20 protein-coding genes are annotated in these 22559 nt (G+C 71.5%); 6 read left to right on the top strand and 14 right to left on the bottom strand.

Annotated elements, in window-relative coordinates; all coding sequences use genetic code 11:
- Window positions 1–157 precede the first annotated feature (157 nt).
- From ACHBTE_RS02915 to ACHBTE_RS02905, 3 genes are read left to right on the top strand one after another with little or no spacing between them, the layout of a single operon-like run.
- Entirely contained in the window at window positions 158–1333 is a 1176-nt protein-coding gene (locus ACHBTE_RS02915; RefSeq protein WP_394721702.1) for an ABC transporter ATP-binding protein, read from the top strand.
- Window positions 1330–2016, top strand: coding sequence for an ABC transporter permease (locus ACHBTE_RS02910; RefSeq protein WP_394721701.1), 687 nt, complete (start codon window positions 1330–1332; stop codon window positions 2014–2016). The genes ACHBTE_RS02915 and ACHBTE_RS02910 overlap by 4 nt, the downstream gene beginning before the upstream one ends.
- Window positions 2013–2681, top strand: a complete 669-nt coding sequence (locus tag ACHBTE_RS02905; RefSeq protein WP_394721700.1) for an ABC transporter permease — start codon at window positions 2013–2015, stop codon at window positions 2679–2681. Before ACHBTE_RS02910 ends, ACHBTE_RS02905 begins: the two co-directional genes overlap by 4 nt.
- 30 nt (window positions 2682–2711) lie before the next feature.
- Here the strand turns inward: ACHBTE_RS02905 and ACHBTE_RS02900 are convergent, their stop codons facing one another.
- From ACHBTE_RS02900 to ACHBTE_RS02885, 4 genes are all read right to left on the bottom strand, one after another.
- Window positions 2712–3287, bottom strand: a complete 576-nt coding sequence (locus tag ACHBTE_RS02900) for an ATP/GTP-binding protein (RefSeq protein ID WP_394721699.1) — start codon at window positions 3285–3287, stop codon at window positions 2712–2714.
- Window positions 3274–3714 carry a DUF742 domain-containing protein gene (locus ACHBTE_RS02895; protein WP_394721985.1) on the bottom strand — a complete coding sequence of 147 codons (441 nt, stop codon included), beginning with the start codon at window positions 3712–3714 and terminating at the stop codon, window positions 3274–3276. Before ACHBTE_RS02895 ends, ACHBTE_RS02900 begins: the two co-directional genes overlap by 14 nt.
- 100 nt (window positions 3715–3814) lie before the next feature.
- A complete protein-coding gene (locus ACHBTE_RS02890) occupies window positions 3815–4294 on the bottom strand; it encodes a roadblock/LC7 domain-containing protein (RefSeq protein WP_394721698.1) in 480 nt (159 codons plus the stop codon).
- A complete protein-coding gene (locus tag ACHBTE_RS02885; protein ID WP_394721697.1) occupies window positions 4291–6840 on the bottom strand; it encodes an ATP-binding protein in 2550 nt (849 codons plus the stop codon). The genes ACHBTE_RS02890 and ACHBTE_RS02885 overlap by 4 nt, the downstream gene beginning before the upstream one ends.
- A gap of 316 nt (window positions 6841–7156) precedes the next feature.
- On the opposite strand from ACHBTE_RS02885, the gene ACHBTE_RS02880 reads away from it, so the two are divergent.
- A complete protein-coding gene (locus tag ACHBTE_RS02880) occupies window positions 7157–8110 on the top strand; it encodes an ABC transporter substrate-binding protein (protein WP_394721696.1) in 954 nt (317 codons plus the stop codon).
- A gap of 57 nt (window positions 8111–8167) precedes the next feature.
- Here ACHBTE_RS02880 and ACHBTE_RS02875 read toward each other — a convergent pair whose 3' ends face one another.
- The 5 genes from ACHBTE_RS02875 to ACHBTE_RS02855 are packed head-to-tail and all read right to left on the bottom strand — an operon-like array spanning window position 8168 to window position 14373.
- On the bottom strand, window positions 8168–9127 hold the full coding sequence (locus tag ACHBTE_RS02875) for an ROK family protein (RefSeq protein WP_394721695.1): 960 nt from the start codon (window positions 9125–9127) through the stop codon (window positions 8168–8170).
- Window positions 9124–10752, bottom strand: a complete 1629-nt coding sequence (locus tag ACHBTE_RS02870; RefSeq protein WP_394721694.1) for a dipeptide ABC transporter ATP-binding protein — start codon at window positions 10750–10752, stop codon at window positions 9124–9126. Before ACHBTE_RS02870 ends, ACHBTE_RS02875 begins: the two co-directional genes overlap by 4 nt.
- On the bottom strand, window positions 10749–11624 hold the full coding sequence (locus ACHBTE_RS02865; protein WP_394721983.1) for an ABC transporter permease: 876 nt from the start codon (window positions 11622–11624) through the stop codon (window positions 10749–10751). Before ACHBTE_RS02865 ends, ACHBTE_RS02870 begins: the two co-directional genes overlap by 4 nt.
- Before the next feature lie 29 nt (window positions 11625–11653).
- Window positions 11654–12613 carry an ABC transporter permease gene (locus ACHBTE_RS02860; protein ID WP_394721693.1) on the bottom strand — a complete coding sequence of 320 codons (960 nt, stop codon included), beginning with the start codon at window positions 12611–12613 and terminating at the stop codon, window positions 11654–11656.
- 2 nt (window positions 12614–12615) lie between these two features.
- The gene (locus tag ACHBTE_RS02855; RefSeq protein ID WP_394721692.1) at window positions 12616–14373 is read right to left on the bottom strand and encodes a peptide ABC transporter substrate-binding protein; all 1758 of its coding nucleotides are present in this window, start codon (window positions 14371–14373) and stop codon (window positions 12616–12618) included.
- A gap of 175 nt (window positions 14374–14548) precedes the next feature.
- On the opposite strand from ACHBTE_RS02855, the gene ACHBTE_RS02850 reads away from it, so the two are divergent.
- Entirely contained in the window at window positions 14549–15712 is a 1164-nt protein-coding gene (locus ACHBTE_RS02850; protein ID WP_394721691.1) for an ROK family protein, read from the top strand.
- Window positions 15713–15752: 40 nt separating this feature from the next.
- Window positions 15753–17261: a M81 family metallopeptidase gene (locus ACHBTE_RS02845; RefSeq protein ID WP_394721690.1), complete on the top strand. Its 1509-nt coding sequence runs from the start codon at window positions 15753–15755 to the stop codon at window positions 17259–17261.
- 30 nt (window positions 17262–17291) lie between these two features.
- On the opposite strand, the gene ACHBTE_RS02840 is transcribed toward ACHBTE_RS02845, so the two are convergent.
- The 5 genes from ACHBTE_RS02840 to ACHBTE_RS02820 all read right to left on the bottom strand — a co-directional run bounded on the left by ACHBTE_RS02840 (window position 17292) and on the right by ACHBTE_RS02820 (window position 22472).
- A complete protein-coding gene (locus tag ACHBTE_RS02840) occupies window positions 17292–17879 on the bottom strand; it encodes an ATP/GTP-binding protein (RefSeq protein ID WP_394721689.1) in 588 nt (195 codons plus the stop codon).
- The gene (locus tag ACHBTE_RS02835; RefSeq protein ID WP_394721688.1) at window positions 17866–18246 is read right to left on the bottom strand and encodes a DUF742 domain-containing protein; all 381 of its coding nucleotides are present in this window, start codon (window positions 18244–18246) and stop codon (window positions 17866–17868) included. The genes ACHBTE_RS02840 and ACHBTE_RS02835 overlap by 14 nt, the downstream gene beginning before the upstream one ends.
- Entirely contained in the window at window positions 18227–18646 is a 420-nt protein-coding gene (locus tag ACHBTE_RS02830; RefSeq protein ID WP_048586515.1) for a roadblock/LC7 domain-containing protein, read from the bottom strand. The genes ACHBTE_RS02835 and ACHBTE_RS02830 overlap by 20 nt, the downstream gene beginning before the upstream one ends.
- Window positions 18647–18657: 11 nt before the next feature.
- Entirely contained in the window at window positions 18658–21225 is a 2568-nt protein-coding gene (locus tag ACHBTE_RS02825; RefSeq protein WP_394721687.1) for a nitrate- and nitrite sensing domain-containing protein, read from the bottom strand.
- 242 nt (window positions 21226–21467) lie between these two features.
- Entirely contained in the window at window positions 21468–22472 is a 1005-nt protein-coding gene (locus ACHBTE_RS02820; RefSeq protein WP_394721686.1) for a substrate-binding domain-containing protein, read from the bottom strand.
- Window positions 22473–22559 lie beyond the last annotated feature (87 nt).

The following is a 22559-nucleotide window of genomic DNA, read 5'->3' as shown; positions in this document are numbered from 1 at the left end:
ACCCGCTCACGGCCGCCACCTGCCTTCCTGACCGGCGCCCCGGGTCACACACCGGCAGGAATCCCGCAACACAAGAGGTCTAGACTCGTCCGTCTGTGCCAGAAGCCCGTGATCAAAAGCGGGCGAAATCTGCCAAACCCGAAGGGTATTCGGCGTTTTGATACGGATAGAGTCAGTCACCAAGCGATACCCGGACGGCACGGTGGCGGTCGACCGGCTCTCGCTGGACATACCCGACCGCTCGATCACCGTTCTCGTGGGGCCGTCGGGCTGCGGCAAGACGACCACGCTGCGCATGATCAACCGGATGGTCGAGCCCAGCGAGGGCACCATCCTCATCGACGGCGTGGACAGCCGGCAGCAGCCCGTCAACACCCTGCGCCGGTCCATGGGCTACGTCATCCAGAACGCCGGCCTCTTCCAGCACCGCACCATCCTCGACAACATCGCCACCGTGCCCCGCCTGCTCGGCTGGGGCAGGGAGAAGTCCCGGGCGCGGGCACGGGAGTTGATGGAGCGGGTGGGTCTCGACGGGGCCCTCGCCAAGCGCTACCCGTACCAGCTCTCCGGCGGCCAGCAGCAGCGCGTCGGCGTGGCCCGGGCGCTCGCCGCGGATCCGCCGGTGCTCTTGATGGACGAGCCCTTCTCGGCCGTCGACCCCGTGGTGCGCAAGGGACTCCAGGACGAACTCCTGCGCATCCAGGCCGAGTTGGGCAAGACGATCGTCTTCGTCACCCATGACATCGACGAGGCCGTCAAGCTCGGCACGATGGTCGCCGTGATGCGCACCGGCGGACACCTCGCCCAGTTCGCCCCACCCGCCGAACTGCTCTCGCACCCCGCCGACGCGTTCGTGGAGGACTTCCTCGGCGCCGACCGCGGCATCCGGCGGCTGTCCTTCTTCCCCTCGGCGGACCTGGACCTGCTGCCCGGCCCGATCGTCTCCGTGGACGCCACCGCCGAGCAGCTCGCCGCCGCCTCCGCCGACGCGCCCTACCTGCTCGTGACCGACCCGGAGGGCAGACCGCTCGGCTGGAGCGAGCCGCACGATCTCACCGCCGGGGACATCGCCACGCACGGACTGCTGCCGCACGGGCGCCCGTTCGTGGCCGGCACCGACTCGCTGCGGGCCGCCCTCGACTGCGCGGTGCTCTCGCCCACCGGATGGGCCGTCGCCGTGGACGCGGACGGCCGGGCCACCGGGGTCGTCTCCCAGCAGAGCATCGGCGAGGCCATCCGCGGGGCGCACGCACGAGGGCATGCCCAGGAGCACGCACAAGGGCACGCACAGGGGCGACGCGAGGACGACGAGGTCCGGAAGGTCGCGCCGTGACCGAGTTCTTCGACATGCCGAGCTATCTGGAGCACAGCTATCCCGGCCTGGTCGGCCTGCACCTGCGCGAGGCACTGCTCCCGGTGCTGGCCGGGCTGATCGTCGCCCTGCCCCTGGCCCAGCTGTGCGTCCGCTTCCGCTGGCTGTACCCGCCCGTGCTATGGGTGACGACCGTGCTGTACGCGATCCCCTCGCTGGCCTTCTTCGTCATCCTCATCGACTACACCGGCCTCAGCGAACTCACGGTGATGATCCCGCTCGCCGTGTACAGCCTGGTGGTGCTGGTGCCGGCCATCGTGGACGGCGTGCGCTCGGTACCGCAGGAGACGCTGGCCGCCGCCACCGCCATGGGCTTCGGGCCCGTACGACGCTACGTCCAGGTGCAGTTGCCGATCGCGGCGCCCGCGATCCTCGCCGGCCTGCGGGTGGCCTGCGTGTCCAGCATCTCCCTCGTCAGCGTCGGCATGCTGATCGGCAACGAGGGTGCCCTCGGCAACATGCTCGACGCCGGGATGAAGTACAACCAGCCGCGCCTGGTGTGGCTCTCCGTCGTGGGTACGGCCGTCCTCGCGATCCTCGTCGACATCGCGCTGATCGCCGTACGCGCGCTGCTCACGCCCTGGATGCCGCGCGGCACCCGCAAGTCCTCCCGCCCGCCCGTCGCCGAGGAGGGCACCCGGTGAACGTCCTGAGCCACATCAGCGCCTTCTTCGCCGACAGCGCCCACTGGCAGGGCTACGACGGCATCCCGACGCGGGTCGGGGAGCACGTCCAGTACACGCTGATGGCGCTCGGCATCGCCGCCGCCGTCGGACTGCCGCTCGGCCTGCTCACCGGCCACACCGGACGCGGCGGCCACGCGCTCGGCCTCATCGCCACCTCCGCCCGGGCGCTGCCCAGCTTCGGTCTGATGGTGCTGATGTTCATCCTGCTGGGCCTCGGTCTGGCACCCGTGATGATCCCGCTGGTCGTGCTGGCCGTCCCGCCGATCCTGGTCACCACCAACGAGGCGATGCGCTCCGTCGACCCCGCGCCGGTGGACGCCGCCCGAGGCATGGGCATGGCCGAGACCGGCATCCTGTTCCGGGTCGAACTGCCGGTCGCCCTCCCGCTGATCCTCAGCGGCCTGCGCTCGGCGGCCATCCAGATCGTCTCGACGGCCACCATCGCCGCGTACGTCAGCTTCGGCGGCCTCGGCCGCTACATCATCGACGGTCTCTACCAGCGCAACTACGAGAAGGTCGTGGGCGGTGCCACGCTGGTCGCCGCGATGGCCCTGGTGACCCTCGCGGTGTTCTGGCTGCTGGGCCGGCTCACCGTGTCGCCGGGGGTGCGCAGGCGCATGTAGCCGACCCTCCGAGAGCAAGGGGCGTCGCGGTCAGCGCTGCGTGCGGGCCAGCGCAAGTTCCAGGACGACGAGCAGCGCGTCCCGTACCGAGCCGGTCTCGCGGGCGTCGAAGACGACGACCGGGACGCCTTCGGCGACGTCCAGGGCCCAGCGGACCTCCTCCAGGGTGTGCTCGACCCTGCCGTCGAAGGCGTTGACCGCGACGGCGAAGGGGATGCCCTTGTGCTCGAAGTAGTCGACGGCGGCGTAGCAGTCGTCGAGGCGGCGGGTGTCGACGATGACGAGCCCGCCGACCGCCCCCTCCACGATGTCGTCCCACATGAAGCCGAACCGCTCCTGCCCGGGCGTGCCGAACAGATACAGCTTCAGGGTCGGGTCGATGGTGATGCAGCCGAAGTCCAGGGCCACGGTGGTCGTGGTCTTGCCCGGGGTGTGGGTGAGGTCGTCCACACCCGCGGCGACCTCCGTGATGGCGGCCTCGGTGGTGAGCGGCTCGATCTCGGATATCGAGCCCACGGTCGTGGTCTTGCCCACGCCGAAGCCGCCCGAGATCACCATCTTCACCGGCAGCGGCGGCCGTACGGTGGCCGGTTCAGTCGGTGTCACTGAGAACCCCTCGTGCGTCGGGGACGGCGCGCAGGCCGTCGATGACCCTGCGCAGGACGGATGCGTCATGGACGAGACCGGCATCGGGGACGTGCACCGTCAACTGCCCCTCGGCACGCAGATCCGCGGCGAGGACGCGCACCACGTTCAGGTGCAGCCGCAGCCGGGCGGCGATCTCCGCGATGGACTGGGGCAGCCGGCAGGCGGCCACGATGTCGTGCCGTTCGAAGGCGAGCCGGTCGAGTGCGTCGAGCCCTTCGGCGGTGGCCACCACCTGGGTCTCGACGGGCATCGACGGTCCGTCCGCGCCGTCCGCCACCCGGCCGGCGGTGAGCAGGAACGGCCGCACGGCGGAAGCGGGACCGACCGGCTCCGGACCGACCGGCTCCGGACCGCTCGGCTCCGCGCCGCTCGACTCCGGGTCCATCGGTTCCGCGCCGCCGGGCTCCGGTTCGCTCGGCTCTGCGCCGCCGGGCTCCGGCGGTGGGGTGCCGTCCGCCATGGGTGTCCGTCGTCCGTTCTCGGCGTCAGCGTGCCGAGCCGGCGCCGACGCTGTTCTTCAGCTCCAGCACGAGCTGGGGGCTGAGGGCGGCGCCGACACGGTTGGCGAACACGGTCATCTCGTAGGCGATGTTGCCCAGCTTCGCCTCCTTGTCGGTGACCACGCCGAGCACCGCCCCGCTGCCGATCGCGGAGACCAGCAGGTGGCCGCCCTCCAGGTCGATGATGACCTTGTTCAGGGCGCCGAGACCGTAGTTGCCGGAGGCCCCGGCGGCCAGGCTGATGATGCCGGAGACGATCGCGGCGAGCCGCTCGGAGTCCGCCTGCTCGCGCAGCTCGGACACCGCGATGAGCAGACCGTCGGACGAGACGGCGATGGCGTCCACGACGCCGGCCGTCTCGGTCGCGAAGCGGTTCAGCAGCCAGGTGAAGTCGGCTGCGGCGGCCTGAAGTTCGGCCGGAGTGGGCCCTTCCGCCGGGGTGCCACCTGTCGACGTGCTGCTCACTGCTGCGCTCCTTCCGGGAGGTCGTTCTGGTCGTTCTGGTCCTGCGTACGGGGGGTCGGGGCCGTGGTGCCGACGCCGTCCCGCCCGCCGTCGTGGTGAGCGCGCTCCACGCCCGCCTCGAACTCCTCGATCGCGGCCCGCACCGCATCCGCGTCCACGGTCCGCGCATCCTGCCGCAGCACCTGCTGGGAGCCGGTGGCGTCGTCGCCGCCGCGGAGGGTGGCACCCCGGACGCGGCGCCTCAGGGGACGGGCGGCGGACGCCGTACCGGAGCCCGGGGAGTCAGGAGCGACCTGTCGCCGGGAGGTCCGGCGGGGGAGCGGCCGGAGGCCGTCGGTGTCCGCCTCGCCGAGGTCCGCCGGTACGACGTCCGCGGGCGCGGAATCCGTAGGCGCGGAACCCGTCGGCACGGGCGCCGAGGAACGGGGGCCGGGGACAGGGGCGGGAGGGGCTGAAGGGGGCGCGGCGGCGGATGCGGGGCCGGTCGGTGCGACGGGGCGGCGGGCGTCCCCGTCCGCCGTGGTGCCGCCGGCCCCCGCGGCAGCCGTCGCCCCGGCGACCGCGGCCAGCGCCGCCGTCGGCGTACCCCCGGTCGCGCTCCCCGTCACGAGCAGCGACGACGGCACCGTCACCTCGGCCGTGACGCCGCCGCCCGGGGTGCGGGACAGGGTGACCGCGATCTCCCAGCGGCGCGCCAGCGTGCCGACCACGAACAGACCCAGGACCTTCGTCGGTACGAGGTCCAGGCGTTCGCGGCGGATCAGTCGGGCGTTCTCCTCGTCGAGGCGCTCGGGGCTCATGCCCAGCCCGTGGTCGGCGACGACGATCACCGCGTCGCCGTGCTCGCCGTTCGCGACCGTCACCTCGACCGGGCTGCCCGCCGGCGAGAAGGACACCGCGTTCTCCAGGAGTTCGGCCACCATCAGCGTCAGGTCGCCGATGACCTCCGGCTCGACGACGGCACCGGTACGGGCGCGCAGTTCCACGCGCCGGTATCCCTCGATCTGGCCGAGCGAGGCGCGTACGACGTCGGCGAGCGCGGTGGGACCGGCGTCGAAGTCCGCCTCGTGGATGCCGGCGAGCAGCATCAGGCTGTCCGCGTTGCGACGCAGGCGCACCGCGATGTGGTCGATGGAGTAGAGGCGTTCCAGCAGCGCCGGGTCGGTCTCGCCCCGTTCCACCGCATCGATCAGCGCCAGCTGACGTGACGTCAGATTGCTGACCCGTCGGCCCATGTTGCCGAACATCTCGGCGACGTTGCGCCTGCTGAGCACCTGCCGCTCCAGCAGCGCGCCCGCCATCGCCTGCACATGGTTGAAGGTCTCGGCGAGTTCACCGATCTCGTCGCGCGCCGTCACCGGCATCGCGCGCAGCCGCGGCGGGCCGTCGTCCTCGGCGTCGTCGTCGGCCACCCGGGCCAGCTCGCGCTCGGCGACCTCGGCGACCTGACGCGCGGCCCCCGTCAGGGCCTGCACGGGGCGGACCACCGAGCGGCGCACCAGCATCGCGAGGACCAGCCAGACGGCGAAGCCCAGCAGGGCGGACACCAGCAGCAACAGGGCGCGCCACGCCGCCTCCTCGGAGGCCCGGTCCGCCCGGTCGGCGATCTGGCCGATCAGCGAGGTGGTGATCGACAGACGGGTTTCGGCCTGGGCGCGGTAGGCGGGGTAGGAGTCGAGCGCCGCCTTCAGCGACTCGCGGATCTCGGCGGGCGATTCGGCCTGCACGGATCCGGGGTCGATCTGGAGCTCGGCGTACTGCCGGCTGATGACGGCCTGCGCGGCGGTGTACTTGATCCCGTTGAGCTCGGCGGTCTGTGCCTCGGTGGCGAACCGGGCGAACCGGTCGGTCTGGTGGGTGTACTCGTCGTAGGAGCCGATCGCGCCGATGAACTGGATGAGGGCGTTGGAGTCACCGGTCGACGCGGAGAAGACGCCGGTCTCGAACGCGCTGTGCGCCGCGCCCGCGCGCAGCAGGGAGTCGAGCAGATTGCCGGTGAAGGTGGTCGCGAGCTCGGGGTTGCGGTCCAGTGCCAGGCCGTCGATCAGGCCCTGCGCGGCATGGGTGTACGCGGGGTCGAGGTTCTCGGCGGGCACATATCCCTGCTCCACGGTGTCGCGCAGGCTGCTCAAGCCCTCGATCGCCCGCAGCGCCTGCGCCTCGGTGTGCGGCAGCCGGTCCCCGAAGGAGTCGCGTACGCGCTCGGCCTGGGCGTCCACCAGGGACTGAGCGGTGCGGTAGGCGGTGGAGGAGGGCACACCGCCTTCGGACGCCTCGTGCCGTACCGAGAGCAGCACGGCCTGCTGGTGTTCGGCGGCCAGTTTGTCGACGAGGGTCGCGACCTCGGCGCTCTCCCGGACCAGCCGGGCGGCATCCGCCGCGTGCCGGGACTGCATGGTCTGGTCGGCGATGAGATAGGTGAGCAGCACGGCGACCGCGGTCAGCGGCACGCCGACCAGCAGACTGAGCTTGCGCCGGAAGGGCCAGCGGTCGGCGAGGGCCCTGATACGACCCGGGCGGGGCGCGCCCGCCTCGTTCGTGGACACCGAGTTGCCTCCTTCGCGGGCGTCGCACGGCGCGCGAGTCTCACGTGACCGCTGTTGTCAGATGTTGTCAGAGTATGGACCGGCTGTGTTCCTGGGCCAGTACCTCCCCGTGATCACTGTGACCGGAACTGTACGTCAAGGACGCGTTGAAGCACCGGCGCACCAACCGTCCCGCCTTCACATCGAAGCGCAACTGCCCGTTACCTTGCTGTTTTTGAGGCCAATCGGTGACCTGAACGCTCTTGACTGATCGAGAACCGGCTGGATTGGATCAGTTGAAGAGTTGTCCCAACCCCCTGAAATCGGAACGGGAATCGTGACTTTCACCGCCACATGCAGCAGGTCCTTCAGGAACCGTCCCGGCGCGGCCACCGTCGCGCTCGCCGCCGCGGCGGCGCTGCTGGCGGGATGTTCCTCCTCCGACAAGTCCGACCCGCTCGCGGAGGGCGAGGCGAGCGGCGACACCGTGGTGGTCGGCTCGAACAACTTCGCCGAGAGCGTCCTGCTCGCCGACATCTACGGCGAGGCCCTGAAGGCCAAGGGCATCGAGGTCAGCTACAAGCCCAACATCGGCAGCCGCGAGACGACCTACGGTCTGCTCAAGAACGGCTCCGTCACCGTGCTGCCGGAGTACAACGGCTCGCTGCTGGCCTACCTGGACCCCAAGGCCGAGCAGAAGTCGGCCGAGGCCGTGAACACCGCGGCCAAGGCCAAGCTGGACAAGAAGCTCACGCTGCTCGACTCCTCGCCGGCCGAGAACAAGGACTCCGTCAGCGTCAACGCCGAGACGGCGAAGAAGTACGACCTGACCACCGACTCCACCCTCGCGGACCTCAAGGACGTCGCCGCGGACCTGGTGATCGGCGGCTCGCCCGAGTTCCAGACCCGGCACCAGGGCCTGGCGGGTCTGGAGACCGAGTACGGCCTGAAGTTCAAGTCCTTCAAGGCGCTGGACGCGGGCGGCCCGCTGACCCAGGCGGCGCTGACGAAGAACACCGTGCAGGCGGCGGACATCTTCACCACCGACCCGACCATCACCAAGGAGAACTTCGTCGTCCTGAAGGACCCGAAGAACCTCTTCGGCTACGCCAACGTCACCCCGCTCGTCCACAAGAGCGGCCTCTCCCAGAAGGGCGTCGACGCGCTCAACGCCGTCTCGGCCGCGCTGGACACCAAGACGCTCCTGGAACTGGACTCCCAGGTCCAGCTGGAGAACAAGGACCCGCTCGACGTGGCCAAGGCCTGGCTGAAGTCGGCCGGCCTGGACTGACGCCCCCGCTCGGCGGGGTCATGGGCGGCAGGCGCCGTGCCGGCCCCGCCGGGCCCGTCAGCCGTCCGGCCGGCCACGACTGATGCCTGGCACGCGGGCGAGCAGGGGCGTGAGTTCCGCCCGCGCGCGTGCCGCCGCCCCGATCGCCACCGCGTCGGCTCCGAGAGCGGAGGGCAGGACGTCGACGCCATGCCCGCTCACGGGGGGTTCGGCCGTCAGCGCGGCACGCAGCGGGCCGTCCAGCAACGCCCAAGAGCGGCTCACACCGCCCCCGACCACCACCGTGGTGACATCCAGCAGCCCCGCCGCGAGAAGCAGCGCACGAGCGATGCCGGCACCCGCCTCCTCGTACACCGCGAGCGCGTGCCCGTCGCCGGCCGCGGCAGCCGCGGCGATCTGCCGTGCCGTGCGGACGCGTCCGGTGCGCTCGGCGTAACGGGCGGCGAGCGCACGGCCGGAGGCCAGGGTCTCCAGATGACCGCGCCCACCGCAGGTGCACGGCAGATCACCGAACCCGGGAACGTGCCCGATCTCGCCCGCCGCCCCGCGCGGCCCGGCGTACAGCGAGCCGTCCAGCCACAGGGCCCCGCCCACCCCGGTGCCGAGCGTCACGCCGAGCACATGCGGCACACCCGCCACCGCACCGGCCGTCGCCTCACCCCGTACGAACGCGTTGACGTCGTTGTCCAGGAAAGCCGGCACCCCCAGCTCCCCCTCGACCGCCGCCGTCACCGCGAACCCGGCCCACCCCCGGAACGAGTCGCTCGCCACCAGCACCCGCCCCGACCGCGCGTCCACCACGCCGGCCGCCCCCACCCCGACGCCGAGCAGCCGCCCGGGAGTACGGCCGAGCAGCAGCCGTACGGCATCCAGGGCGGCGCCGACCATCGCCGCTCCGCCGTCCGCCGCCGGGGTGGGCACGCCGGCGCGGTCCAGGACGCCGAGGTCCGGGTCGCACAGCACCACCTGGGTCGTCGTGCCGCCGATGTCGATGCCGGCCAGCACCTCACGCGTCACGCGCCGGCCCCCGTCCCGAGGGCGGCCCGGCGCTCCCTGCGCCGACGTTGCAGCACCGGGTCGGGCACCGGCACGGCCGCGATGAGCCGGCGGGTGTACTCCGTCCGCGGACGCAGCAGGGTCGCCATGGTCGGCCCCTGCTCCTCGATCCGCCCGTCCCGCAGGACGACGACGTGCCGCGCGAACTCCTGGACCACGGCCAGATCGTGGGAGACGAGAAGACAGGCGAACCCCAGCTCGCGCTGCGACTGAGCGACCACCTCCAGCACCGTCCGCTGCACACTCACGTCCAGCGCACTCGTCGGCTCGTCCGCCACCAGCAGCCGCGGCTGCAGAACCAGCGCCCGCGCGAGACTCACCCGCTGCCGCTGACCGCCGGACAGCTCACGCGGCCCCCGCGCCGCCAGCTTCCGCGACAGCCGCACCAGTTCCAGCACCTCGGCGACCCTGGCCCGCCGCTCGGCCGCCGTCATCCCGCGCCGGTGCACCCGGAGCGGTTCGGCGACACACTCCGCCACGCTCATCCGCGCGTCGAGGGAGGCCACCGGATCCTGGAGCACCACACCGACACCGGCCAGCAGGGCCCGCCGCGCACGGCCACGGACGCGCCCCAGGTCGGTGCCGAACAGCGACACGGAGCCGGAGGCGGGCGGAACGAGCCCGAGGGCGACCCTGGCCGCCGTCGACTTGCCCGACCCGGACTCGCCCACGAGACCCACGGTGTCACCGGGGCGGACCTCGAGGGAGACCCCGTCGAGCGCCCGCACCCGTCCGAAGCGCACGGACACGTCCCGAAGCCGCACCACGGGCTCCTCCCGCACCGGGGGAGCATCCTCACCGCTGAGCCTCAGCCGGGGCACGGCCGCCAGCAGGGCCTGGGTGTACGCGTGCCGAGGGCGCAGCAGCACGTCCTCGACCGGTCCCGTCTCCACGACCTCGCCGTCCAGCATCACCGCCACCCGGTCCGCGAAGTCGGCGACCACGCCCATGTTGTGCGTGACCAGCAGCACGCCGGTGTCCGAGTCGGCCGCGAGCCGCCGCAGCAGATCGAGGATCTCGGCCTGGACCGTGACATCGAGCGCGGTGGTCGGCTCGTCGGCGATGAGCAGACCCGGCGAGTTCGCGATGGCCATGGCGATGCCGACCCGCTGCCGCTGCCCGCCCGACAGCTGGAACGGAAAGGCCGAGGCCCGTGACTCCGGGTCCGCAACCCCGACGCGGCGCAGCAGCGCGACCGCCTCACGGGCCGCCTGCGACCGGGAGACCTCCCGGTGGTTCCGTACGACCTCCGCGATCTGGGAGCCGACCCGGGTGAGCGGGTCCAGGGCGGTGGCCGGCTCCTGGAAGACCATGGCGGCCGTACGGCCACGCAGCCGGGCCAGCTTCGCCTCCGGGGCCCCGACGATCTCGGTACCGTCGATCCGCACCCGGCCCGAGGCACGCGCGTTGCCCGGCAGCAGCCCCATCGCGGCGAGCGCCACCGTCGACTTGCCGGACCCGGACTCGCCCACCAGGGCCAGCGTCTCGCCGGGCCGTACGTGCAGCGAGACCCCGCGCACGGCGGGCACGTCCTCGGTGTCGGTGGAGAAGGTCACGCCCAGTTCGGCGATCTCGAGGATGTTCACCCACGCCCCCGCACGTCGAAGGTGTCGCGCAGCCCGTCACCGATCGCGTTGAACGCGCACACGACGAGGATGATCGCCAGGCCCGGTGGCACGATCAGCCACCAGCGCCCGGAGTACGCCGCCGTCAGTCCGGCCGACAGCATGCCGCCCCAGTCGGTCTTCGGCGGCTGGACGCCCAGCCCGAGATACGACACATAGGCGACCAGCAGGATCGCGTCGGCGATCTGGAAGGTGGCCGCGACGACGATCGTCGACACCGAGTTGGGCAGGATGTGCCGGCGGATCGCCCGGCCGTGGGTGCCGCCGGTCGCGCGCAGGGTCAGCACGTAGTCCCGGTTCTTCAGGGTGAGCGTCTCGGCCCGCACCAGCCGGGACGGCACCAGCCACGACACCAGTCCCAGGATCACGATCAGCCCGAGCGGGCCCGGCGAGGTGATCGCGGAGACGACGAGCAGGATGAACAGCGCGGGGATCGCGATCCCGGCGTCCACCACCCGCATCATCACCGCGTCCACCCAGCCACCCGCGTACCCGGCGACGGCACCCCACAGCGTCCCGACGACGGTCGCGAGCACCCCTGCCGCGAGCCCCACCAGCAGCGAGACCTGCCCGCCGTACATGAGCCGCCCGAGCTGGTCGTGCCCCACGGCGTCGGTCCCCAGCCAATGGGCGGAGCCGGGCGGGAGGTTGACCTGGGTGAGATCGGTGTGGGTCTGGTCGGTCGAGTGGACGAGCGGACCGGCGAAGGAGAACAGCACGAAGAGCAGGACGACCGCCAGCCCGGCCACGGCGAGCCGATTGCGCGCGAAACGCGCCTTGAGGAGCGCGGGGCGGGGCCGGTCCGCGGCTGAGCCGGGGGGCGCGTTCAGCACCGGCCGGCCTTCGGCTTCAGTACGACCACTCACGACCGGACCTCCTTGACCCGAGGATCGACGACCCGCTGCGCCACATCCGCGAGCAGACTCCCCACCACGGTCGCCACCGAGATCACCAGCACGCACCCCAGCAGCACCGGATAGTCCGACGACTGAGCCGCGGACCAGAACAACAGCCCCATCCCTGGGTAGTTGAAGAGCTGCTCGACCACCAACGCCCCACCGAACAGCACCGGCACGTAGTACCCGAGCATCGCGATCACCGGCGTCAGCGAGTTCCGGAACACATGCCGGAAGAGAATCGCGTACCGCCCCGAGCCGCCCGCCCGCGCCGTGCGCACATAGTCCTCGGCGAGGTTCTCCAGCGTCGCCGCCCGCATGTACCGGCTGAACACGGCGACCATCGACGCCGCACCCGTCACCACGGGCAGCACCAGCGCCGCCGGGTCGGCGAACACCTGGGCCAGGGTGTCGCCCTGGGGGGCCTGCGAGGGGAACCAGCGCAGGGTCTGGGTGAAGACCAGCACCAGGACGAGCCCCAGGAAGTACACGGGCGTGGAGTACGCGACGAAGCTCAGCGTGGTGATGACGTAGTCGGCCGGCTTGTTGCGCCGCACCGCCTGCCACATGCCGAGCGGGACGGCGAACAGCAGGCCGACCAGCGCGGACAGCACCGTCAGCACCAGGGTCTTCGGCAGACGTTGCCCGATGAGCCGGGAGACGGCGTCGTTGAGCGTGTACGACGTCCCGAGGTCGCCCTGCGCCAACGCGCTCAGGTAGTACAGGTATTGGACCGGCAACGAGCGGTCCAGCCCCTGCTCGTGGTTGAACGCGGCGATCTGCTGGGCCGTCGCCTGCGGGCCGAGGATGCCGCGGGCGGGACCGCCGGGCAGGGCGTGCAGCAGACAGAAGACCACGATCGTGACGATCAGGATCACGGCGAGGGCCTGGAGGAACCGGCGGGTGAGATACACCAGAGTGTCCATGGTCAGCCGGTCCACTTCCACTGCGCCGGATGGAAGTTGGCGAGCGAGTCCTGGGCGAAGCCGCCGAGGCCATTCCTGACGACCGAGACCTGGTAGACGGGCTCCGGCAGCCAGATCACCGGCAGATCCTTCGCGACGGCGGCGCTGTAGTCACGGACCGCCTTGGTCGAACCCGACGTCGTGGAGGCGGAGACGAGCCTGTCGACCTCGGGGTTGGAGTAGTTGCCGAAGTTGGAGCCGCCCCCGGTCCGGAACAGCGAGTCGCCGGTCGGGAAGGCGGAGAAGTACCAGCTGCCCGCCGTGCCGAAGAAGGACAGCTGCCACTTGCAGACGGGCTGGCTCGCCTCGCACTGCGGGGTCTGCGACAGCACCGAGTTCACGGGAGCGGTCCTGATCGAGAACTTGATGCCGGACCGGGCCAGAGAGGACTGGATCGCGCTCATCATGTTGTCGGTGACCGTCGAACCGGACTGCGACAGCACCCGCATCTCGAACCGGGTGCCCCGCTCGACGCCCGCACCGCACTGCGAGGCGCCGGTGCCGGGGTCCGTACAGGTCATGACCCCGCCCTGCTCCCTCCAGCCGTGGCCGGTCAGCAGCTTGCGGGCGGTCGTCGTCGAGAACGGATACGGGTTGCCCTTCTGCACCGGGGAGACGAAGTCGGACTTCTGGCCCTGCGGGACGGGTCCATGGCCGGGCACCGCCGTGCCGTTGAAGACGACCTCGGCGAGAGCGTCCTGGTCGATGGAGTGCTGCACGGCCTGGCGGGCGTACAGCTGCTTGAACACCGGCCCCATCGCCGGATTGTTGAAGTTGTACGGCATGTAAGTGATCGCCCAGCCGGACCACGGCTTCACCTGGTACCCCTGCGCGGTGAAGCCGTCCTTCTGGTCGAGGTCGGTCGCCTCGATGTAGCCGTAGTCGACGCTGCCGGAGCGCAGGGCGTTCTTCTCGGCCTCCGCGGTGGTGAAGGGCAGAAGGTTCACCGTGGGGATGGCCGGCTTCTCGCCGCCGTCGTACTTCTTGTTCGCGGTCAGGACCACTTTGCCGGCGGTCGAGTACGACTTGACCGCGTACGGGCCGCTGATGGTCTTCCACAGGGGGTTCTTCTCATAGCCGCCGATGTTCTTCGCGGCGTCGTTGAGGTACGCCCACACCTTCTTGGCGCCGCCGCCCTTGTCCCAGGCGTGCCGGGGCAGCGGGGTGATGGAGCTCAGCTCGTTCGCCAGCATCCATTGCGGGTTGTAGGCCTTGTCGAAGGTGAGAGTGAAGTGCCGGTCGTCTTCCGTCTTGAAGGACGTCCAGTTGTCCGGCGCCTGCCCCGGGTTGTAGCCCGCCCACTCGGTCTTGTTCGCCTTGATCAGATCGAACCAGAACTCGACGTCCCGGGCGGTGATCGGCTTGCCGTCGCTCCAGTGCCGGTCGCCCAGCGTGATCCGCACGCTTTTGTTGTCGGGCGCGAAGTCGGCGGCGGTGGCGACCGAACCCGCCTTGTTCCAGGCGATCTTTCCGGTGGAGCCGTCGTAGGCGATGAGCGGCTCCCACAGCGTGTTCGCGATGGAGATGTTGTTGGTGTTGAGATGCGCCGCGGTACCGATCGGAAGGATCCAGTTCGGCGTGAAGTTCGCGGGCAGCGCGTAGTTGACGGACTCACGTGATCCCGACGGCGTACCGCTGCTCCCGGAGCAGCCCGCGAGCAGCGAAGTGCCCGCGGACAGGGCGGCGGCACCGGCGAGAAGTCTCGTGCGGGCAGGGGACATGGCTCTCCTCGGAGGACAGAAAGCGGGGTGCCAGTCAGTGAACGCCGCACCGCATCGAAGAAACAGGAGGGCCGCTGTAAAAAGTGTGTTTCTGCTGTTCTGGAAATAGCCGGAACGGTGTCCGCGCGGCCTACTCTCGCTGTTCCGGCCGCCGATATCGGAAGTAACTTCAGCCATGCCTGAAAAAAGTGCTTCGTTGATCCGGAACATCCTCGAACTCCTGGCCTCAGGGCAGGCGTCCACCCGCACGGAGCTCTCCGAACTGCTCGGCGCCGCCCCGTCGACGGTGTCGTTCGCGGTGGGCAGACTGCTGGACTACGGCCTGGTCGCCGAGGAGGGGACCATCTCGTCCACCGGCGGTCGGCCGCGCAAGGTGCTCCGGCTCGGCGGCGGTGACGGCTACGTCGTGGCGGCCGAACTCGGCGGCAGACACGCCCACATCGGCGTCGTCCGTGCCGGTGGCGGGCTCACCGACGTCGCCACGGTCCCGTTCGTCACGGCCGACGGCCCCGAGGCGTCCCTGCCCGGTCTGGTCGAGACCCTCCAAGGACTCGCCGACCGGCACGGACAGGAGCTGCTGAGGGGCGTCGGCCTCTGCCTGCCGGGGCCGGTCGACGTCGAGCCCGGCCTGGTGACCCTGCCCGCCCGCATGCCCGGCTGGAACCGGTTCCCGGTACGGGACTGGCTCCAGGAGCGGTTCGGGGTGCCGGTGGCCATCGACAACGACGCCAATTGCATGGCCGTCGGCGAGCACAGCGTCCGGCCCGCCGGGCAGCGCCAGGCCATCATGGTCAAGGCGGGCACCGGCATCGGCGCCGGCGTCATCGCCGACGGCCGCCTCTACCGGGGCGGTTCGGGTGCGGCCGGCGAGATCACCCACGTCCGCGTCGAGGCCGCCCACGACACCCCCTGCTCCTGCGGCAACACCGGCTGCCTGGAGACGGTCGCCTCGGGCGCGGCACTGGTCCGCATCCTGCGCGAGCGAGGTCTGGCGGTGGCCTCCACCGAGGACGTCGTGCGCCTCGCCTCCGACGCGGACCCCGAGGCCACCCGCGCCGTCCGGCAGGCGGGCCGCTATCTGGGCATGGTGCTCGCCGCCAACGTCAACTTCTTCAACCCCGACGCCGTGTACCTGGGCGGCATCCTCTCCACCCTGGAGCCCTTCGTCGCCGCCGTGCGCAGCCAGTTGTACGAGGGCTGCCATCCGCTGGTCACCGAGCACCTGGTGATCGAGCGGGCCGGCCTCGGCGCCGACGCCGGCCTGGTCGGAGCCGGCCAGTTCGCCCTTCAGCTGGCCTTCGCCCGCGCGCTGCACTCGGTCACCGGCACCCGCCCGTAAGCCCTGACGCACCCGCCCCTAAGCCCTGGAGGAGCCAGCCATGCCCCAGCCCCGCCCCGTCATCGCGATCGCCGGCCTGGGCATCGAGTCGTCGACCTTCTCCCCGGCCCGCACCGAGGCCCCCGCCTTCCATCCGCGGCGCGGACAGGACGTCCTCGCCCTCTATCCCTTCCTGGCCCCCGGGCAGCCCCTGCGGGACGCCGCGAAGTGGCGCGGCGCCCTGGTGGGCAAGGCGCTGCCCGGCGGCACGGTCACGGCCGCCGCCTACGCCGAACTGTCCGGCGAACTCATCGACCGGCTCCGGCAGTCGGGGCCGCTCGACGGGCTCTGGTTCGACATCCACGGGGCGATGACCGTCGAGGGACTCGACGACGCGGAGGCCGACCTGCTCGCCCGCGTCCGCGAGGCGATCGGCCCGGACGTCATCGTGTCGACCTCCATGGACCTGCACGGCAACGTCTCGCGCCCGCTCGTCCATCACAGCGACCTGATCACCTGTTACCGCACGGCCCCGCACGAGGACGCCCTGCAGACCAAGGAGCGGGCCGCCCGCAACCTCGTCGACCTCCTCACCAGCGGCGCCCCCCGCCCGGTGAAGGCATGGATCCCGGTGCCGGTCCTGCTGGCCGGGGAGCAGACCTCCACCCGGATCGAACCGGCCAGGAGCGTCTACGCCGCCGTCGAGGAGGTGGCGGCGGCCGACGGCGTGACCGACGCCGCGATCTGGGTCGGCTACGCCTGGGCGGACGAGCCGCGCAACCGTGCCGCGGTCGTCGTCACCGGCCCCGACGAGGCCGCCGTCACCGCGGGCGCCGAGCGGCTCGCGCGCGGCTTCTGGGAGGCACGGCACGACTTCGCCTTCGTCGCCCCCACCGGCACCCTCGACGACTGCCTGGACGAGGCCCTCGCCGCCCGTGCCCGCCCCTACTTCATCAGCGACACCGGTGACAACCCGACGGCGGGCGGCGCCGGAGACGTCACCTGGGGACTCCGACACGTCCTGGCCCGCCCGGAGTTCAAGGACCCGTCCGGACCGGTCGTCCTGTACGCCTCCCTGCCCGGCCCGTCCGCGGTCGACACGGCGGTGCGGGCCGGCGTCGGTGCCACGGTCACCGTCACGGCGGGTGCGGAGGTCGACGACCGGCATTCCGGGCCGCTGACGATGACCGGCGTGGTGCACTGCGTACGCCATGGCGACAGGGACGCCGAGACGGAAGCCGTGCTGCGGGTGGGCGGCGTGCAGGTCATCCTGACCCGGCGCCGCAAGCCGTATCACCTCGAACGCGACTTCACCGAGCTGGAGTTGGACCCGCGGACGGCCGATCTCGTGATCGTCAAGATCGGCTATCTGGAGCCCGAGCTCTTCGCCATGGCCGCCGGCTGGAAGATGGCGCTCACCCCGGGCGGCGTCGACCAGGACCTGGCGCGGCTCGGCCACCACCGCATCCGGCGCCCGATGTTTCCCTTCGACCCCGGCATGCCCGACCCCGATCTCACCGCCCGCGTCGTCGCCCCCGCGAACCGGCCGCTGACCGGCCCCGACGCGTAGGAAGGCGAGAGGGGAGGCCGACTCGCGCGCTCAGCCCACCTCACGGGCCTCCGCGATCAGCTGGTCGATCAGGGCGATCAGCACGTCCCGGCACGACTCGCGCTCCCGTGCGTCGCACAGCAGCACCCGCACATGCGCGGGGAGCGCGAGCGCGTCCCGGATGTCCTCGGCGGGGTAGGGGTGAGCGCCGTAGAAGCCGTTGACGCCGACGACGAAGGGGATGCCCCGGCGTTCGAAGAAGTCGATCGCCGCGAAGCTGGACTCCGGGCGCCTGACGTCCACCAGGACGACGGCCCCCAGCGCGCCGATCGCCAGGTCGTTCCACATGAACCAGAACCGCTGCTGCCCCGGCGTGCCGAACAGATACAGCACCAGTTCCCGGCTGATGGTGATCCGGCCGAAGTCCAGGGCCACCGTCGTGGCCCGCTTCTCCTCGATGCCGTCGAGGTCGTCGATGCCCAGGCCCGCGGCGGTCAGTGACTCCTCGGTGCGCAGCGGGGCGATCTCACTGACCGACCCGACCAGGGTGGTCTTGCCGACTCCGAAGCCGCCGGCGATGAGGATCTTGACCGTGTCGGGCGGTGCGGAGGCCGTAGCGGTGGTGTCAGAGCCGGCCAAGGCCGTCCCTCACTTTCTCCAGCAGGTCCAGGTCCGGGGGGCGGGGGGTGACGGGGTGCGGTGGGTGCACGGTGATCAGGCCCGCCTCCAGCAGATCGCAGAGCATGATCGCGACCACGCTCACCGGCAGATCGAGATGGGCCGCGAGCTCGGCGACGGCGATCGGCCGGGCGCAGCGCCGCAGGATCCGCGTCTGCTCGGGCTGCGGACGCGGCGCCCGCGCGGGCGGCGGATCGACCGCCGTCACCGTGGTGATCAGGGTGAAGTCGGTGCGGCTGGGCCGGGTCCGGCCGCCGGTCAGCGTGAAGGGACGTACCAGCCGGCCCGCCGTATCGTCTCCGCTCACCTCACGCGCCCGGGCCGACATGGGCCCGCGGCGCCGCCGACAGATGCTCGCCGATCTTCTTCACCAGCATGTTCATCTGGTACGCCACCACCCCGACGTCCGCGCCCTGGTTGGTGAGGACGACGAGATGGGCGCCGGGTCCTGCGGAGGTGAGGATCAGATAGCTGTTGGCCATCTCGATCAGCGCCTGGCGCACCGGGCCGCCTCTGAAGTCCAGGCTGACGCCCTTGCTGAGGCTCATCAGCCCGGACGCCGTAGCCGCCAGCCGCTCGGCGTCGTCGCGCAGGAACCCGGTGGACTTGCTGACCACGAGCCCGTCCTCGGAGAGCACCACGGCGTGGTTGACGTCGGCGACCCGCTCCACGAGTCCGGTGAGCAACTGGTCGAGCTGGGTGTCCGTGGCGGGGGTGGGGCGTGTCATGGCGATGTCCTTCATGAACGGTCGGCGGGCGGGATCGCGGACGTGGTGGAGGAGGTCGATGCGGGGACGGAGGCGGAGACGGGGCCGGCCGCGGACGCCGCCTCGGGGCCGTCGTCGTCGCTCTCGTCGCGGGCCTTGAGCGTGCCCCGCTGGAAGCCGGCGAGGGAGGAGGCGGCGCGTTCGGCGGTGAAGTCGTCGGTGCACTCGTCCTCTTCGGCGGGCGGTGCCTCCTCGCGCAGTTCGGCGGCCAGACTGGTCTGCGGCACGCGGCGCGGCAAGGGGGTGAGCCCGCCGTGCCGGACCACGGGCGTGGGAGCGGGCGCGGCGGACGCGGCGGGCGGCTCGGACGGGGAAGTCGACTGGGGGGCCTGAGCCGATGCGGGGATGGAGGGCGACCCGGACGCGGGAGTCGATGCGGAGACGGGCGTCGACTCGGACGCGGGAGTCGATGCGGATGCGGCCGGTGGTCCGGGCGTGGCGGTCGGCTCGGGCGTGGCGGGCGGTCCGGGCGTGGCCGTCGGACCGGGCGTGGCGGTCGGCTCGGACGCCGTAGGGGCCGGACCGTGCGGTCGGGGCTCCCGTACGGGCTCGGGCTCGCCCGGTTCGGTGGCGCCGGAGTGCTCCACCTCGTCGCCGCCCGGGGCGGGAACGTCCCGCACCACGATGTCGTGCGGGATCAGCACGATCGCCGTGGTGCCGCCGTACGGGGAGGGACGCAAGGTGACCGCGATGCCGTGCCGCCGGGCGAGCCGGGCGATCACGAACATGCCGAGCCGCAGGTCGTCGGCGAGGGCCACCACGTCGAACTGCGGCGGCTCGGCCAACTGCGCGTTGAACGAGGCGTAGTCGTCCTCGGACAGCCCGAGCCCCCGGTCCTCGACCTCCACCGCCAGCCCCTTGGCCACCATCGCGGCACGTACCCCGACCGGCGCCGGAGCGGGGGAGTACAGGGTGGCGTTCTCGATGAGCTCGGCCAGCAGATGGATCACGTCCGCCACGGCGGGCGGCGCGAGATGCACCTCCTCGTCGGTGTGCACCTCCACTCGCTGGTACTCGGCGACCTCACCGACCGCGCTGCGCAGGATGTCGATCAGCGCGACCGGTTCGCTCCAGCTGCGGCCGGGCCGCTCCCCGCTGATGATGACGAGGTTCTCCTCGTAGCGGCGCAACTGGCTCGCGGTGGAGTCGAGTTCGTACAGCCCCTTGAGGACCTCCGGGTCCTGGTGCGTGCGCTCCAGCGCGTCGAGCTTGGTGAGCTGGAGGTTGACCAGGTTCTGGCTCTGCCGGGCGATGCCCAGGATGACCTTCTGGAAGCCGCGCCGGGTGTCGGCGAGTTCGACGGCGGTGTGCACGGCGGTGCGCTGGGCGGTGTTGAACGCCGCGGCGACCTGGCCGAGTTCGTCGTGGCCGTAGTCCAGCGGCGGGGTCGCCAGCTCCACGTCGACCTTCTCGCCCCGCTCCAGCCGGGTCACGACGTCCGGGAGCCGCTCCTGGGCCAGGCCCAGCGTGGCCTCCCGAAGGCCGCGCAGCCGGCGCGACAGCGAGCGGGTGATCCGCCAGGACATCCCGACGCACAGCAGCAGGGCGAGAAGCCCGCCCGCGCTCAGGGCCGCGGCCTTGACCAGCAGCCCGCGCGCGTCGTCGGCGCTGCGCTGAAGCAACAGCGCGGTCTGCTGCCGGATCAGGACCGCGTACTGGTCGGAGACCTCGGTCAGCGCGGCCCGCCACTGCTTGTGCACGTCCGGGACGGGGATGCTCTTGGAGTCTCCCGCCGCCGCCCGCGCCGCGAGCACCCGGTCCTCGATGGACTCCAGGGTCCGCCAGTGCGGGCCGCGCAGGATCCGCTCGGTCTCCGCTTTGGCGCTCCCGTCGAGCGAGGGCAGGATCTGGTCGTCCACGAGCCAGCGACGGGTGCTCACCGCCTTGGCGAACTCGGTCCAGGCCGTCTCGTCCATCCTGCCCGCCGGCCCGGCCAGCGTCAGCAGCGCGTCCTCCTGGGACATCAGCTCCGCCGCGTGCTCCAGCGAGACGAGCGGACCGGCCTGCGAGGTGAGGTCGCCGTCGTCGACCTGCGAGAGCTCCTGGAAGGCGTGGATCTGGTCGTCGATGATCGACGTGTAGTGGTCCAGCGCCTGCACGGCCGTGATGTCGGTGGGGTTGTCCACCTGACCCCGGTAGTACTCCAGGCTGCTCACCGACGCCACGACGGAGTACAGCCGGTCCTTGATCCGGGACGGCGCCCGCCGGATCTCGTCCGACTGGCCGAGCAGTTCGGCGACCGCCTTGTCGGTCGTGCGGCGCTGCGCGTCCAGCGTGTCGCGGGCCGCTTCCTCGCGAGAGGCGAGCCATACGGCCGAGAAGCTGCGCTCCCGCTGGAGCGCGAGCGTGGCCTCGGTGCCCATGGCCCCGGTCGACTTGCTCAGCCCGGTCTGGGCGCGCAGCCGCAGCCCCTCCGAGAACATCTGGACCGTCGTCACGCTCCAGACGGCGGTGAGCGTGATGCCGGGCACCAGCGCGAGCAGGATCAGCGAGAGACGTATGGAGCCGAGGCGGCGCCGGGGACCTGTCCGTGGAGACATTGTCTTCCTAGGGCGATCAGCGGAAGCGAAAGCGAAAGCGAAAGCCGGGGTGGAAGTGGGCGGGGAGGGGAGGGAACGGGAGGGAACGGGAAGGAAGCGGCAGAGGACGAGCGCGAGGGGTGGCGGCCTGTCCGGTACGTCACGGGGGTGCGCAGGATGCTATCCGCACAAGTGAGCGCATGTGTCCTCCATGACCGAATCTTTGGTGACACCGTGGGGCGAGGCGTCCGGTCAGGGTCCGGTCAGCGGGTGCCGCCGGCGGCGAATTTCGCCACCGCGGCCACGTTGGCCTTGGTGACGAACGCCGGGCCGGTCAGGACGGGAGCCTCGCCTCCGCCGAGCGTGTTTCCGTTGGACTTGTACAGCCAGAGCGAGTCCACCGCGAGATAGCCCTGGAGATAGGGCTGTTGATCCACAGCGAACTGCACGTCCCCGGCCTGGACCGCCTCGACCAGGTTCTTGTTGAGATCGAAGGTGGCGACCTGCGCCCTGCTGCCGGCCTCCTGGGCCGACTCCACCGCGGCGAGCGCGAACTGCGCCCCGTTCGTGACGACTTCGTCGATGCTCGGATCCTGTGACAGGCGCGTCGCGACCGAGGCGGTCACCGCGTCCATGTCGGTGCCGTCCACGTAGAGGTTCTCGGTCTCGCCGCGGAACGCCTTCTTCACGCCCGCGCAGCGCGCCTCCAGGGCGACGTTGCCGCGCTCGTGGATGACGCACAGGGCATGGTCGGCCTTCAGGTCGTCCAGTTTGTCGCCGACGGCCCGGCCCGCGACGCTCTCGTCCTGGCCGAAGTAGCCCAGCAGCCCCGCCGACTGCCAGTCGTCCACACCGGAGTTGAGGCCGACCACGGGTATGCCCGCCGAACGCGCCTCGGCGACCGGCCCGGTCATCGCCGAGGGCTTGGCCAGGGTCACGGCGATGCCGTCGACGCGCTGCTCGATCGCGTCCCGCATCAGCTCGGCCTGGCCGGCCGGGTCGGAGTCATTTGCGTAGGTCAGGTCGATGCGGTTCTTGCCGGCCGCGGCCCGGGCGCCCTTCTGCACCAGCTCCCAGAAGGCATCGCCCTCGCCGCCGTGTGTGATGAGGGCGATCTTCAGCCGCGGGCCGCCCGCACCGCCCGCCCCCGACGCCTCGTCGGCCTCGTCGGTCCCGTCGAGGGCGGAGCAGCCGCTGAGCAGCAGACATGCGACGGCCGTGAGGGCCGCGACATGAGCGAAGGGGGAGGAGGGGGGTGGGGTCTTCATGAGGGTGCGGCACCTCGCTGTGCGGCCGAGCCGGAGGAACGTGCGAGAGCACGGCCGTAACCGCACGCGAGTGCGCCCGACCTGGTG

Source organism: Streptomyces sp. M41, assembly GCF_043673425.1.
Taxonomy (GTDB): Bacteria; Actinomycetota; Actinomycetes; order Streptomycetales; family Streptomycetaceae; genus Streptomyces.
The sequence above is the reverse complement of the archived record's forward strand: the minus strand, read 5'-3'. Positions and strand labels throughout refer to the sequence as shown.